The sequence below is a fragment of the Clostridium prolinivorans genome (assembly GCF_004011155.1).
Classification (GTDB): domain Bacteria; phylum Bacillota; class Clostridia; order Clostridiales; family Clostridiaceae; genus Clostridium_AT; species Clostridium_AT prolinivorans.
This window is the reverse complement of record NZ_RJWG01000014.1, coordinates 12,180-27,617: the sequence shown is the minus strand read 5'-3', so window position 1 is coordinate 27,617 and position 15,438 is coordinate 12,180. Positions and strand designations below refer to the sequence as shown.

General features: G+C 25.3%; 15 protein-coding genes. 8 read left to right on the top strand and 7 right to left on the bottom strand.

Annotation, left to right across the window (positions count from 1 at the left end; all coding sequences use genetic code 11):
- Nucleotides 1–8: 8 nt before the first annotated feature.
- Together EGD97_RS10165 and EGD97_RS10160 are read right to left on the bottom strand one after the other, a co-directional pair.
- Complete coding sequence (locus EGD97_RS10165; protein ID WP_127837263.1) at nucleotides 9–1,172, bottom strand: Ger(x)C family spore germination protein; 1,164 nt, start codon at nucleotides 1,170–1,172, stop codon at nucleotides 9–11.
- Nucleotides 1,173–1,183: 11 nt separating this feature from the next.
- Complete coding sequence (locus EGD97_RS10160) at nucleotides 1,184–2,830, bottom strand: spore germination protein (RefSeq protein WP_127837262.1); 1,647 nt, start codon at nucleotides 2,828–2,830, stop codon at nucleotides 1,184–1,186.
- A gap of 122 nt (nucleotides 2,831–2,952) precedes the next feature.
- Here EGD97_RS10160 and EGD97_RS10155 point away from each other — a divergent pair, with 122 nt between their 5' ends.
- From EGD97_RS10155 to EGD97_RS10135, 5 genes are all read left to right on the top strand, one after another.
- Nucleotides 2,953–4,446, top strand: a complete 1,494-nt coding sequence (locus EGD97_RS10155; protein ID WP_127837261.1) for a spore germination protein — start codon at nucleotides 2,953–2,955, stop codon at nucleotides 4,444–4,446.
- Nucleotides 4,447–4,460: 14 nt separating this feature from the next.
- Nucleotides 4,461–5,609 carry a Ger(x)C family spore germination protein gene (locus tag EGD97_RS10150; RefSeq protein WP_127837260.1) on the top strand — a complete coding sequence of 383 codons (1,149 nt, stop codon included), beginning with the start codon at nucleotides 4,461–4,463 and terminating at the stop codon, nucleotides 5,607–5,609.
- Nucleotides 5,610–5,612: 3 nt separating this feature from the next.
- On the top strand, nucleotides 5,613–5,837 hold the full coding sequence (locus EGD97_RS10145; RefSeq protein WP_127837259.1) for a hypothetical protein: 225 nt from the start codon (nucleotides 5,613–5,615) through the stop codon (nucleotides 5,835–5,837).
- 7 nt (nucleotides 5,838–5,844) lie between these two features.
- Nucleotides 5,845–6,945 carry a GerAB/ArcD/ProY family transporter gene (locus EGD97_RS10140; RefSeq protein WP_127837258.1) on the top strand — a complete coding sequence of 367 codons (1,101 nt, stop codon included), beginning with the start codon at nucleotides 5,845–5,847 and terminating at the stop codon, nucleotides 6,943–6,945.
- Between the two features lie 71 nt (nucleotides 6,946–7,016).
- Nucleotides 7,017–7,727, top strand: a complete 711-nt coding sequence (locus EGD97_RS10135; protein ID WP_127837257.1) for a 2-phosphosulfolactate phosphatase family protein — start codon at nucleotides 7,017–7,019, stop codon at nucleotides 7,725–7,727.
- A gap of 208 nt (nucleotides 7,728–7,935) precedes the next feature.
- Here EGD97_RS10135 and EGD97_RS10130 read toward each other — a convergent pair whose 3' ends face one another.
- From EGD97_RS10130 to ispF, 4 genes are all read right to left on the bottom strand, one after another.
- Nucleotides 7,936–8,130 (bottom strand): cold-shock protein, encoded by a 195-nt coding sequence (locus tag EGD97_RS10130; RefSeq protein ID WP_078683153.1) that lies wholly within the window; start codon nucleotides 8,128–8,130, stop codon nucleotides 7,936–7,938.
- A gap of 270 nt (nucleotides 8,131–8,400) precedes the next feature.
- Nucleotides 8,401–9,015, bottom strand: a complete 615-nt coding sequence (locus tag EGD97_RS10125; protein ID WP_127837256.1) for a DNA-3-methyladenine glycosylase — start codon at nucleotides 9,013–9,015, stop codon at nucleotides 8,401–8,403.
- Between the two features lie 12 nt (nucleotides 9,016–9,027).
- Nucleotides 9,028–9,543 carry a hypothetical protein gene (locus EGD97_RS10120; RefSeq protein WP_127837255.1) on the bottom strand — a complete coding sequence of 172 codons (516 nt, stop codon included), beginning with the start codon at nucleotides 9,541–9,543 and terminating at the stop codon, nucleotides 9,028–9,030.
- 141 nt (nucleotides 9,544–9,684) lie between these two features.
- Nucleotides 9,685–10,155, bottom strand: coding sequence for a 2-C-methyl-D-erythritol 2,4-cyclodiphosphate synthase (gene ispF, locus EGD97_RS10115; protein WP_127837254.1), 471 nt, complete (start codon nucleotides 10,153–10,155; stop codon nucleotides 9,685–9,687).
- A gap of 241 nt (nucleotides 10,156–10,396) precedes the next feature.
- On the opposite strand from ispF, the gene EGD97_RS10110 reads away from it, so the two are divergent.
- The gene (locus EGD97_RS10110; protein ID WP_127837253.1) at nucleotides 10,397–12,469 is read left to right on the top strand and encodes a sensor histidine kinase; all 2,073 of its coding nucleotides are present in this window, start codon (nucleotides 10,397–10,399) and stop codon (nucleotides 12,467–12,469) included.
- Between the two features lie 718 nt (nucleotides 12,470–13,187).
- On the opposite strand, the gene rluF is transcribed toward EGD97_RS10110, so the two are convergent.
- The gene (gene rluF / locus EGD97_RS10105) at nucleotides 13,188–13,997 is read right to left on the bottom strand and encodes a 23S rRNA pseudouridine(2604) synthase RluF (protein ID WP_127837252.1); all 810 of its coding nucleotides are present in this window, start codon (nucleotides 13,995–13,997) and stop codon (nucleotides 13,188–13,190) included.
- Between the two features lie 328 nt (nucleotides 13,998–14,325).
- On the opposite strand from rluF, the gene EGD97_RS10100 reads away from it, so the two are divergent.
- Nucleotides 14,326–14,553 carry a glutaredoxin family protein gene (locus tag EGD97_RS10100; RefSeq protein ID WP_078683146.1) on the top strand — a complete coding sequence of 76 codons (228 nt, stop codon included), beginning with the start codon at nucleotides 14,326–14,328 and terminating at the stop codon, nucleotides 14,551–14,553.
- Between the two features lie 265 nt (nucleotides 14,554–14,818).
- Nucleotides 14,819–15,364 (top strand): NADH peroxidase, encoded by a 546-nt coding sequence (locus EGD97_RS10095; RefSeq protein ID WP_078683145.1) that lies wholly within the window; start codon nucleotides 14,819–14,821, stop codon nucleotides 15,362–15,364.
- Nucleotides 15,365–15,438 lie beyond the last annotated feature (74 nt).

The following is a 15,438-nucleotide window of genomic DNA, read 5'->3' as shown; positions in this document are numbered from 1 at the left end:
CTTTGTTTTCATTCCATGGATTTAAATATTGAACCTGTAGTTCTTATTTTGGATTCTACAGATATATTAATATCCACATTTTCAAATAAAGAATCCCAGTTTTCTTTTATAGAATTCCATTTTTCTGGAGAAGATTTATGAATTTTTTCTCCAAAGCCAAATATATCTGCTTTTAAATTATGCTGAGCTGCCATTAAAGCAAGATTTATTTCATCTTTTATAGCTTTATTTTGAGCATTATTTAATTCATCCATAATTTTCGGATCTTTAACAGGATCAGGCAGAGAAGGTGCAGCTCTAAGTACAGATAATGTTTTAACTTTTATTTGGATATTTATGGTATCATTTTTTAATACAGGTTTAATTTTGCTAGAGGAATTTGAAATTTCTAGTGATATTTTACCCAGGTTAGAAGAATAAGCTGTAATGTTACCTCTATCAACTCTGCCTTCAATAAAGTTTAAGCCCCTTGTTTCTTTATCATTTAAAAATCCTATTAATTTATCTTTTTTAAATACAGCAGAACCTGAAAGCTTAAATGTTTCAGAGCCAAGTTTATCCTCACCCTTTACAAGTTCAATTACACCAAGTACAGGATAGGGTGTTTCACTATTTATTTGATTTACAAAATCAAGTAAGTAAGTATAAGGCCTATATCCTATAAGAGACTGCCTTTCAAGAAGATTATCTACAACATAAGCTGGAATAATTCCTTCTTTTGTTCTTGCAGACACTATTTCAGATGCATTTCCTTTAGTTACAAGTAAAGGAGTATTTAATCTAATATCTTCTAATCTAAATATGTTATCTTTAAAAGTTTTATCTGAGTATTCGGCAACTCTTTTGCTTAGTACAATATATTTTAAATGCCCAAAATGCTGCATTTTACCCATAACTTTAGAAGTTTCAAAAACAGCATCGTAGAAAGTATCTCCTATGCCTGAATAAATAAGAATTTCATTACTTTGAGAAGTAGAATTAGATGATTCTTGAGTAGATGAAGCTGAAGGATTTAACACCTGCAAAGTTACTTCATATTTTTTATCCGGAGTTAAATCTATCCCCATAGCAACTACTAAATATATCTTTTGAATTTCTTTTTTATTGCCTACGCAAGAGGTAAAAACAAAAATCTGTAGACTTAATAAAAAAATAATTATAATTTTTTTCATATTTTTATCACCTAACTACATTTATCTTTTTCATCTTCAGTTATAGGTTTAGTTTTTACCTTGCCTTTTCTTCTTATACTGTCTTTACCTATTATAGTTTTAGGCCTTTTTTTCATAGTCCAGATGGGGAATCTTATAAATGTATCATACATAAGTTCTTGAGGTTTTAGTGGGCTTAATGGAGAAAAGTATGGTACTCCAAAAGATTCTAAAGATAATAGGTGTATGGCTATAAATATTAATCCACATGTAAGTCCTACCATACCTGCAAATCCTCCTAACATTAAAAGTGCAAAACGAATATAGGATAAAGGCATTTGAAGTTCTGGAGTAGGCAGTGCAAGAGCACATACAGCTGAAAATGCTACAACTATAATCATATGTGTACTAACAATACCTGCACTTATTGCAGCTTGCCCTAAAACTAAACCACCTACTACGCTTACAGCCTGCCCCATAGTTTTTGGCATCCTAAGATCAGCTTCTTGCAAAACAAGATAAGTAGTAAGCATAAATGAAGCTTCAAACATTGGAGAAAATGGTATACTTGCTCTTGCTCTTATGATATTTATAATTAATGCTGTTGGTAAAAGTTCATGATGGAAAGTAACTAAAGATACAAAAGCTGCAGGTAATATTAAAGATAATATAAATGATAAAAATCTAATAATGCGAGATAATGTGGCGGCGTAAAATCTTAAATAATAATCTTCAGGAGACATAAAAAACTCTATAAAAAGAGTAGGAACAATTAAAACAACAGGTTCAGTATTTATAAAAATTGCAACCCTTCCTTCTAAAAGTTTTCCGCAAACTACATCAGGTTTTTCAGTTCTAAATATGGTGGGGAATATACTAAATGGGCTATCTTCTATATATTCTTCAATGTAGCTTGATGCTAAAACTGAATCTATATCAATTTGTTTTATTCTATTTCTAACTTCATCTACAATGCTTTTGTTTGCTATATTTTCCATATAAACTATACTTAAATTTGTATTAGTTTGTCTTCCAACTTTTAAACCTTCTACTTTAAGGTTAGGGCTTTTAATTTTTTTACGTATAAGAGAAATATTTATAAAATGATCTTCTATAAATCCTTCTTTAGGACCTCTTGTAACGCTTTCGCTTACAGGCTGCTCTATGGATCTTGAGGGAGGGCTTTTTATATCAATTGAGTATCCTCTATCAATTCCATTAATTATTAAAATCATTTCACCTTCAGTAATAGCATCAACTATTTGATTTAAATCTTCTATTTCATCAGATTCATCAATTCCAGTAGTAGATTTACAATATTCTTTAATATTGTTTATATGTTGATAATTAGAAGGAGGGCTGCTTAATTTATTAATAATATTTTCAGCAATTTGTGAAGATATCATGTTTTTTATATAAATACAAACAGCATTATATTTATTATCACTCATAATATTTATTTCTCTATAAATTATGTCATCGCATTTTGTAAATACTGTTTGTATATATTTTTTATTTCTTTCAAGATTTTTAGAAGGAATTAATTTTTTAGGTGTTTGTGCATTAACATTTTCTTCTTCACCTTTAAATATATTGTTTATTGATGTTTCTATTTCTTTATACTGAATACCTTGATTTTTGTCTTGTTTATATAATAAATTTTTGAAAAAATTATTCATAACTATCACCACTATAATTTTTATGATTTAGTTTATGTAAAAAATATATATTTATACTCACTTATATGTAAGAATATATTGTCAGAATATGCAAATAATAAAATAAGTAAAAAAATAAGAAGGTGATTTTTATTAAACTTTCAAATGTACTTGCTCAAAATATAGATTTATTTAAAAAAATATTTAAAGGTGACGACACAATAAAATTTAGAGAAATTCAAAATAAGTATAATAGAAATTTAAGATATTGCATTATATATGCAGATGGTATGATAAACAAACAAGTAATTGTCGAATACATAATAGAGCAGCTTATGGATGTTAATTTGCAAAATTTAAATATAATAGAGAGAATATCTCCTAAAAATATTTTAGATATAATAGCTAAAAATGTTATAAATGTCTCTGAAGTAAAAAAAGAAGAAGATATTGATAAAATGATAGGAGGTATGCTATATGGCGATACTATAGTTCTTATGGATGGTGTTAATGAAGCATTAGTTTTAGATAGTAAAGGATGGCCAACAAGAACTATAAATGAACCTCCTTCAGAAAAGAAAGTAAAAGGTCCTAGAGAAGGATTTACTGAAAGTATTATTACAAATACAACTCTTATAAGAAGAAAAGTAAAAAATAAAGATTTAAAATTTACCTTTATGGAATTAGGAGAAAAAACAAAAACTAAGATAGCTTTATGCTATTTAGATAAATTAGTTTTACCTGATATACTTGAAGAACTTAAAAATAGATTAAGTAAAATAAATATAGATGGTGTATTAGAATCTCAATATATAGAGGAATTTATATCTGATGCACCACTTTCCATATTTAAAACTATAGGAAGTACAGAAAGTCCTGATGCAGCAGCAGGAAAAATACTTGAAGGAAGGATTGTAGTTTTATGCGATGGAACTCCTTTTGTACTTACACTTCCTTATATATTTATAGAATATTTTCAAAGTTATGAAGATTATTATAATAATTATATATTTTCTTCTTTTAATAGGATTTTAAGAATATTTGCATTTTTTTTATCTATAAGTGTTCCTTCTTTGTATGTTGCAATAACTAGTTTTCATCAGGAATTAATACCAACATCACTTCTTTTAAGTATATATGCTTCAAGGATTGGTATTCCGTTTCCTACTATAGTTGAAGCTGTATTTATGTTAATTGGTTTTGATATATTAAGAGAAGCAGGAGCAAGGCTTCCAGAACCTATAGGTCAGGCAGTAAGTATTATAGGCGCTTTAGTACTTGGAGATGCAGCAGTAAATGCCAGAATTGTAAGTGCTCCTATGGTAATAGTTACGGCATTAACAGGCCTTGCTTCTTTTCTTCTTCCTAATATGGTAGGAGTACTTATAATAATCAGATTTATATTATTAATTCTTTCATCAATATTAGGTTTATATGGTTATATATTTGGTATTATGGCTTTATTTATTTATTTAGTTTCAATAAGATCATTTGGAATTCCTTATATGATGAATAGCTCAATTATAAGATTTGAAGATATGAGGGATGCAAGCGTTAGAAAACCTTGGCCTTATATGAATTTTCGTCCAAAACTATTTAATAAAGACAGGCAAAGGCAGCGTAAAATAAAAAATTAAAGGTGGAACAATTTATGAAAGTTTTCAAAAAATTGCTGCTTATATTTATGATAATAGTAAATACATTTTTAAGCACTTCTTGCTGGAACTATAAAGATATTGAAAGGTTTAATATTGTTATGGCTTTTGCAATAGATAAAATAGATAATGAATATATACTTACAGTAGAGATTGTAAGGCCTGAAACAGGACAAAATCAATCACAGTATATGTCAAATATTTATGAATATAAAGCAGGAACAATATTTGAAGCAGTAAGAGGATTTATAGAAATAGCAGGTAAAAAATTATTTTGGGCACATGCAAGTGTAGGAATTTTAAGTAAGAGTATTGCTTCTGAAGATATTTCATCTGTACTTGATTTTTTTTATAGAGATGTAGAGCCTAGAGAAAACTTAATGATATTGATATCTAATAAAGATACAGCAAAAGAAATATTAGAAACAGGCCATAAAGAAAATGAACTTAGAACTACTAAACTTGAATATATATTAGAAAATCAAAAGGATGCTTCAAAATATCCTAAAATTATTATTACTGATATAATAGAAAATTTTGCATCTAAAGAAAAAGCTATTTTAATACCTCTTATAGACATAACTCAGGTAAATGATAATATAACACCAGAAATTAAAGGCAGTGCTGTATTAAAATATAATAAAGTAGTAGGCTATTTAACAGGAGAAGAAACTCAATATGCATTATGGGTTATGGGAAAATTAAAAGGGGGAGTTTGGGCTGTTCAAGATATAGCAGAAAGTGACAGCGATATTACTTTTGAAATATTTAAAAACAAAGCAAAAATAAAGCCAGAATATGAAGATGGTAAAATTAAAGTAAATGTTTATATTACAACTACTGTAAGCATTGGAGAAGTTAATGGAAGTATACCTTTTTATAAAGAAGATGTTAAAGAGAAAATAAAAAAAGATGCTGAAAAAAAGCTTAAAAATAGATTAGAGTATATAGTAAAAAAAATGCAAAATGAATATAAAAGTGACATTTTTTCATTTGGAGATAAAATAAATATAGAAAATAAAAATTTATGGAAAAGTTTAAAGCCAAAATGGGATGAGGAGTTTGAAAAACTTCCAGTAAATATAAATGTTGATTTTATAATTAAAGGAAGTGAAATAAGTTCAAAGCCTATAAAGGAGGAGTAATTGGTGAATTTACTGCTAACAATATTTATATATATGTTTATAATTTTTATAGAAGTAATACCATTGTACAAAAATAAGGCAAAAAAGAAAGCTTTAGTATATATTATTGTTATTTTATTATCATTAATGCTTAGTATAAATATAGAATCAGGCAGTGAAATGCAAAGCATAGCATCAATTACAACAAAACTTTTTAAACCTATATTAAAGCAATTTCAGGAGATGTGATTTATAAATGAATAAAGAAATAATTTCAGACAAACAAGGTATAATATTAATTATATTATTTATATGGGGAAGTGCTTTAGTTTTAGGTACGGCAGGTGCAGCACTAAAAGATGTATGGCTTGCAAAAATATTAGGCATATTAATGGCTTTACCTGTATTAATGATTTATGCAAAACTTCTTTCTATGTTTGAAGGTAAGGATATATTTGATATTTTAAATTTAGCTTTTGGCAAAATTATTGGAAGAATTATTAGCCTTATATATATATGGTATGCTCTTCATATAGGGGCTTTAGTATTATATACTTTTAGCGAATTTGTATCTACTGTAGGATTAAATGAAACTCCTAAAATAGTGTTTATGGGAATGATTATGTTTCTTTCTACTTGGGCAGTAAAAGAAGGAATTGAAGTTCTTGGAAGATGGGCAGAAATATTGATAGTATTTCTTGTATTTATAATTTTTATGAATTTAATATTGTCTATACCTAATATGAAGATTAACAATTTATTACCTATACTTGAAAATGGAGTAAAACCAGTTATTAAAGGAGGCTTTTCTGCCTTTTCTTTTCCATTTGCAGAAACAGTTATATTCACAATGGTTTTTTCATGTTTAAAAGATAAAAAATCTATTTTTAAAACTTATATATCAGGTCTTTTATTATCAGGAACTGTTTTAGTTTTTATTGCAGCAAGAAATATAATGGTATTAGGTTCATATGTTATGTCTACAACTTATTATTCAACATATAATGCTGTTGAAAAAATAAATATAGGGTATTTTCTTCAAAGACTTGAATCAGCTGTATCAATTGTGTTTTTAATTGCAGGATTTGTTCAGATAAGTATTTCTCTTTTAGGTGCTTCAAAAGGTATTTCCAAAATTTTTAATTTTAATGATTATAGATTTATAGTTACACCTACAGCTTTAATTTTAATGAATTTAGCATTTTTAGCTGCAGATGATATGATGCAACTTACGGAATGGAATTTAAAAGTTTATCCCTATTATGGTTTTATATTTGAGGTAATATTACCACTTTTAATTTTTTTTATATGCAAAATAAGATATAAAAAAATAATTACAAATATAAATAATGGATAATTAATATAACCGTGATATAATTAAATTAATAATTGTAATATTATTAATTTAATTATATAAAGGTGAGATTTATGAAAGTTGATATTATTATTTCTGCAGGGGATATAAAAAAAGAAAAAATTTTAGATAAAACGGTAGTTGTTATAGATATGCTTAGAGCAACTTCAGTGATAGTTACAGCTATCAATAATAGATGTAAAGAAGTTATACCTGCTTTAACTATTGAAGATGCTTTAAAATTTTTAAAAGAAAATAGAGATAAGTATATATTAGGGGGCGAAAGAGAGGCTGTAAAAATAGAAGGATTTGATTGTTCTAATTCTCCTCTTGAATATACAAAAGAAACAGTTAAAGATAAAACAATAGTGCTTACAACTACTAATGGAACCAGAGCTATAAAAAGTGCAGAAGGAGCTGAAAATATTTTAATTGCAGCTTTAATAAATGGAGAGGCTGCAGCTAAAAAGATAATAGAACTTAATAATGATGTTGTATTTATAAATGCTGGAACTTATGATGAATTTTCTATAGATGATTTTATTTGCAGCGGATATATAATTGATTGTTTAAAAATTTTAAAAAAAGATATAGAACTTTCTGATATAAGTACAACTGCTCATTATATTTATAAAAACAATGAAGATATTTTTAGCTTTATAAAATATGCTAATCACTATAAAAAGATTAAAAAATTAAATCTTATAGATGATATTAATTATTGTTGCCAAAAAAGTATAATAAATATTGTACCTCAATACAAAGATGGAAAAATAACAACATAAAAATGTTTGTAATCAAATACTTAAATAGTTCATTTATAAAACATATGGAAAAATAACAAAATATAAAAAATCATGCATATAAAAGTACGAATAAATATTTTACTTTTATGTGCATGATTTATATATAAGCCTTATTATATTAGTTATTTATTAGTTTTATATTAGCTTTATATTAAAATTTTAGATTTAATTTAGTATAATATCTAATTTAGTATATTTTTACATTAGCAGCTTGAGGACCTTTCCGTCCTTGAACTATTTCAAACTGTACTTCATTACCAGCTTCAAGCTGTTTATCCATTTTTACAGCTGTATAATGAACAAAAATATCGTCCCCTCCATCTTGAGATATAAATCCATAACCTTTTTCTGGATTAAACCATTTAACTATTCCTGTTTCCATAAATATTATCCTTCCTTTATTTAATTTATTTTAAATTTATTATGTTCAAATCTATTATAAAAATACAAGCAAATATATGCTATGTTAATTTCAAGTTATGTAACTTTCTGTTGGTTTGACTTGTGTGTTATAAATACAAGCAATTATAAGTTAATTGTAACTACTAATAAAATACTATTTAATTGAGTTTTTATTATAAAATAATTAATTATGAGTTTAATTGTAAGAAAAATATTATATTAAGAAAGGATAATAAAAGTGATTATATAATTATTTAATAGATATATAAGGATTATCTTTTATATAAAATCTCCAAAGATAGTCTTTAGCTTCTTCTGCGTAATCTATATTTATTCTTTTAGAAGCCACTATATGAAAATTTTCTTTAATATCATTTTCTAATATATAAAGCCTTGAGCCGCATAAATCTTCTCCGTTTAAAGTTCTATCTATATTTAGTGCTTTACAAAGTTTACCTGGACCGTTAGTCAAGCCTAATTTTTCTCTTTTAGAAATTATTTTATAATTTTTTTTATATCTAAATTTACTCATGATTTCAAAACCTTTTACAGGTTCTAAAGCTCTTATTAATACAGCTTGAGGCTTATTTATTTCTTCTACAACAACATTCATACAGTTATACATTCCATATATCATATAAATATAGGCAAAACCTGGATTACCATACATAACTTCATTTCTAGGAGTTCTTCTATTATTATAAGAATGAGCAGCTTTATCAGTAGGGCCCATATATGCCTCTGTTTCTACAATTTTTCCTATAACTTCTTCATTATCTATTAAGTGAACAAGATATTTTCCTAAAAGGCATTTTGCAACTGTAACTGCATCTTTTTTGTAAAATTCTCTTTTAAGCTTTTCCATAACTTTATTATTTTAAGCCTTATTTTTATCTTTTTTACCTTCGTTATTTTTTGGCATAGAACCCATACCGTTTAGTTGCTGCTGAGCTTGATCTATAAGTACATTCATTTGCGTTAGTGCTGCATTTGAATGTATTTGATCATTAGCTTGCTGTAAAATTTGTATAGCCTGAGAAATAGACTTTTCTACTTCCATTTGAGCTTGTTCTTGCTGCTTTTGAGCTTCTTTTCTAAAATCACTTATTTGCTTTAAAAGTGTATTTAAAGCTTGAGAATTTTTAAAGTTTCCATTAGAATTTTGGTTATTTTGTTTATTTTGATTTCCATTATTCCCATTATTTTGAGAGGAATTAAAATTCTCTGAAGAAATAAGAGAACTGGATTGTATATCATAAAGAGCCTGCTGCATACTTCTTAGCTGTTCTTTAAGACTGCTTATTTCTTGAGCCATTTCGCTATCGCTTGTGCTTCCAAAATTACTGTAAAGATCATCTAATGAATTGTTTTCATTGTTATTTCCTCCAGTCATAAATATACCTCCATTCATTAAAATTAAGCATTATAATATTATTTTTCCCTAGTATTTCCTATTTATACTCTATTTATGAAAACACAATTATTATTTATAGATATAAAAGATTTCAAAGTTATTTATTTTTATGTTGGATATCTATTTGTTTAATAAACATATACTTTGTGCTGATATTCCTTCACATTTTCCAGTAAAACCCAATCCTTCTTCTGTAGTAGCTTTTACATTAACTTTATTGTAACTTAAATCTAAAGCTTCTGATATATTTTTTATCATATTAGGAATATACTTTGCCATTTTAGGCTTTTGAGCTATAATAGTTGAATCTATATTTTCTATATAATAACCTTCATTTTTTATAAGTTTTCCAACTTCTTTTAAGAGAATAAGGCTTGATATTCCTTTGTATTTATCATCTGTATCTGGGAAATGTTTTCCTATATCTCCAAGAGCAGCAGCTCCTAAAAGGCTATCCATTATAGCGTGCAAAAGCACATCTGCATCTGAGTGCCCTAAAAGACCTTTTTCATAAGGTATTTCTACGCCTCCTAATATAAGTTTTCTCCCTTCTTTTAATTTATGTACATCATAACCTATTCCAATTCTCATATATATCTCCTTTAAATTAAAATATATTTTTTATTTATACATATAAAAAATTCATAATAATTATCAAAATTATTTTAACATAAAAAGACAATATAATACATTACATATTTTAGTATTTGAATATAATAAATCATAAAATAAATTTTTATGGAGGAAATATAGTTAATATGTAGAATATAGATAAATAATAATGCTAAATAAGTATTATTATTTTATTATTTACTAAAGAGGAGAATAAGTTATGGTTAGAGAACTTAATTATTATGCAGAAAAATTAAATAGCAAAAAATATAAATTAAAAATTATGGAAAAATTAACAATAGGCATAATTATAATGTTAATTTTGTATCATGTAAATATTAAAGACTATTTTATTTTTCATAATTTAGTTGAGTTATTAAGTATTATAACAGGATTTAGTGTATTTATAATAGCAAAAAACACTTATGGTGTTTCTAAAAATTCAAATTTTATGTTTTTAGGCATGTGTTTTTTAATCATAAGTTCTTTTGATTTTTTGCATGTTTTAACATCTTATAATGGAGGAGTATTTAATACAGAAAAATATAATGTATCAATTCAATTTTATTTAGTCGGAAGATATATACAAACTGCTGTTTTTATCTTGTTTTGTATATTGAGCACTAAAAAGGAAAAAATTTCAAATGCGTCAAATGTTATAATTTTTTTCTATGCATCAGCACTAATATTTTTCTTTTTAATTTTTAAATTTCATTATTTTCCAGTTTGTTATGATCCCAAAATAGGATTAACATTATTTAAAAGAATAAGCGAGTATATAATGTTTGTTATATTTTTTATAATAACAGTGATTTTATTTAATAATAAAAATAAAACTTATGAAAGCATATCTAAATTTTTAATATTATCTACAGCTTTTATGGCTGCTTCAGAATTATGTTTTGCTGTTTATATAAATTATACAAGTATTATTAGTATATTAGGGCATATATTTAAATTAATATCTTTTTATTTTCTATATAAATTTATAGTTAATACTACGCTTCAAAAACCATATGATATGATTTTTTATGAACTTAGAAAAGCTTATGGTGATTTAGAAAATAGGACAAAAGAACTAGAAGACATAAACAAAAAATTAAATCAAAGTAAAAAAAATTATCAAGCTCTTTTAGACTTTTTGCCATATGCAATGTTTGCTCAATGCGATGGCAAATTTGTGTTTGTAAATAATGCTGCTTTAAATCTTTTAAAATATGAAAATTATAGTGATATATTAGGTAAAGAAGTAATGAATTATGTTCATGAAGATTATCATAAAATAATTATAGATAGAATGAATAAAGTATATAAAGAAGGAATAACTACAGATTTGATAGAAATAAAATTAATTGCTAAAGATGGAGAAATTATAGATGTAGAAACTAAATCTTCTCCTTATGTTTTAAAAGATAAAAAAGGAGTTTTAGTAGTTGCTGGAGATATAAGAGAAAGAAAAGATGCACAAAAGAAAGGAAAAGCATTAGAAGAAGCTAAAGAATGTGATAGAGTAAAAAATGAATTTATGGCAAACATATCTCATGAACTTAGAACACCTCTTAACGTTATATTTGGAGCATTACAGCTTATAGAATATTATATTATAAATGATAACATATATGAAAATAAGCAAAATATAAAAAAATATATAAAAAGTATGAAACAAAATTCTTATAGAATGCTTAAACTTGTAAACAATCTTATTGATTTAAGCAAAATTGATTCTGGTTTTTTAAAGTTAAATCTGCAAAACTATAATATAGTAAGTGTCGTTGAAGACATTACATTCTCTGTTGTGCAATATATTGAAAGTAAAGGTATAAATATTGAATTTGATACTGAAGTTGAAGAAAAATACATGGCTTGTGATGTATATGTAATTGAAAGAATAATATTAAACTTATTATCTAATGCTATTAAATTTACTAATAAAGGGGGCAAAATTTGGGTTAATATTTATGATAAAGGGGATTGGATTGTAATAAAAGTTAAAGATTCAGGAATAGGTATACCAGAAGATAAAATTGAAGTTGTGTTTGATAGATTTAAACAAGTAGATACAAGTTTTACAAAAAATATTATAGGAAGCGGTATAGGACTTAATCTTGTAAAATCATTGATTGAACTTCATGGAGGAAGCATATCTTTAAAAAGCAAAGTTAATGTAGGAAGTGAGTTTACTATTAAACTTCCAGTAAAATTAACAAGTGAAAATGAAATTGCAGTAACTATTGATAATGCCCAAGAAAAAGTAGAGAGAATTCATATTGAATTTTCTGATATATATTATTAGATAATGATAAAAGGCTCTTAACTTTATAGATTTTAAAGCTTCTTAAAAATTAAGAGCCTTTTATTTTGCAATATTATGATTAATCTTGCAATAAACTGTAAATTAATTTCCATTATACAATGAGTAGTATGTTTATTATCAATTTACTTAAAAATATAGTGGTCAATTCTAAGGGAAAAGAGTTTTTGTAAGATAATCATTTTATATATTTATAATTTGAAAAAAATAGACTACAAATTGCTTTGTAAATATTCACATCCTAAATACTATAAAACTTAATAGTTTTTATAAAAATTTTATTTGGTTTAAAATTATAAATTATAGATTTTAATATTTAAAAATTAATTACAAAAATAATAGAGTTATAATATAGATTTATGATAAGGGGATGTAGATTTACGATTATTATGATTATTAGAATTATGAGTTTTTGAGAAAAAGTAAAAAATATTCTTTAATTTATTAAAAATTTTCATAAAAAATTCTTTAAATTTATTTTTATTATTGTTTTTAAATTTGTTTTTATTTTTAAAATCCACCCAGATAACGTTATCACTCATGATGCTTTGCCTCCCAATTTAAATTATCCTTAAATATATAATAACATATATTTAAAAGAAAGTTAAGAAAATTCTAATAATTTAATGGCTATATTTAAAATAAAATAATCCACAAAAGTATAAACACATTATCCACAGTGCTGTGGACAATGTTAATATTATTTTATCCTTGAAGCTTCTTCGGTTTTTATAGAGTTATGTATAAGCTTATTTAAAGTTATAAGTTCTTCTCCTGTAAGATATCTCCATTTACCTATAGGAAGATCTTTAAGATTTATATTCATAATTCTTATTCTGTTTAATTTTAATACTTTATACCCAAAAACTTCGCACATTCTTCTAATTTGCCTGTTTAATCCTTGAGTAAGAATTATTCTAAATACATATTTACTTTCTTTTTTTACAATACATGGCTTAGTAATAGTACCTAAAATTTTAACTCCCATAGACATTCCTTTTATAAATTCAGGTGTTATAGGTTTATCAACAGTTACTATATATTCTTTATCATGGTTATTTCCAGCTCTTAAAATTTTATTTACTATATCTCCATCATTGGTTAAAAGAATAAGCCCTTGAGAATCTTTATCTAATCTGCCTATTGGAAATATTCTTTTTGGATAATTTACAAAATCAATTATATTGTTCTTTACTTTTTTTTCAGTGGTAGATACTATTCCTACAGGTTTATTAAGAGCTATATATACAAGATTTTCTTTATTTTTTAGAGGTTTTCCGTCTAATTTAACTATATCACCTTTTTTTACTTTACTTCCTGTTTCAGCTTTAATACCATTTATAGTAACTCTTCCTTCTTCAATAAGTTTATCAGCTTCTCTTCTTGAGCATATTCCTTTTTCACTTATAAATTTATTTATTCTAATTTCAGAATTTTGTTCTTTATGTGTAATTATATTTTTATTTGAAATAATATTTTTATCTTTATAGATTTTATTATTTTTTTTCATTATAATCTCCTTTACTGTAAAATATTTTACTATTATTATATACATCAAATATGAAACATAAATATAATTTGTTAAAACAATAATATAAGTCAGTATATCATTAACATAACTGCTTGTTGCACATATAATAAGAAAATATATTATTTTTAGTAAAAAGACGATTTTTATTTTCTAAAAAATATATTAATTTTTGAAGTTGTATATTTATATTGTATAAAATATTTTCATTTAATCAAATATAAAAATATGTTGACAAATAATTTGTCCAATGATTAATATATTATTATATAATAATTTTTTTTGTTTAATATAAATTGGAGGGATAATAATGAAAAATGTTACAATCTATACTTCAGATACATGCACATATTGTACACAAGCAAAAGAATATTTAAAATCAAAAGGAATAGCTTTTGAAGAAAGGAATATAAAAGACGCTTCATATAGAAGAGAACTTATGGATATGGGTTTTATGAGTGTACCCGTTATAAAAATTGATGATGAAACAATACTTGGATTTGATAAAGAGAAAATAGATTCACTACTAGGTCTTTAAGTAATACAGTACATTAAAATAAAAAAGCTGCCAATTTGGCAGCTTTTTTATTATTTTTGTACATTTATCAGGAAAAATTGTTATATATTATGGCATTATTATAAATCAATCGTAAAAAGGCAAATTTTTTTAATTTTTTCTATTGACAAAAATTAAAAAAGTGATATTATATTCTATGTAAGGAAAATAATTATTAATAAACAATAATTATTCAAAATAAAAATAATTAAATAAAATATATCATGTTATATGGAGGGAATTGATTATGAAAAAATTTGTTTGTAAAGTATGTGGATTTATTTATGAAGGAGAAACTGCACCAGAAAAATGTCCAGTTTGTGGTGCTCCAGCAGAAAAATTTGAAGAACAATCTGAAGAATTAGTTTGGGCAGATGAACACAGAATTGGTGTAGCTCAAGGACTTGATGAAAGAGTAATAGCAGGCTTAAAAGAAAATCTTAATGGAGAGTGCTTTGAAGTTGGTCTATATTTAGCAATGGCTAGACAAGCATTTAGAGAAGGATATCCAGAAGTAGGATTATATTATGAAAAAGCAGCTTATGAAGAAGCTGAACATGCTGCTAAATTCTGTGAACTTCTTGGAGAAGTTGTAACAAATTCTACTAAGAAAAATCTTGAAATGAGAGTTGCTGCTGAAAATGGAGCTACAGCAGGTAAAAAAGAACTAGCTACACTTGCAAAACAACTAGGCTATGATGCAATTCATGACACAGTACATGAAATGGCTAAAGACGAAGCAAGACATGGCAAGGCATTTCAGGGACTTCTTAATAGATATTTCCAAAAATAAAAAATCATTAAAAATATAGTGTTTTAGATACTTTGAATAAAATATTTTAAATCGGAGTGGAAAAGTTTCATTCC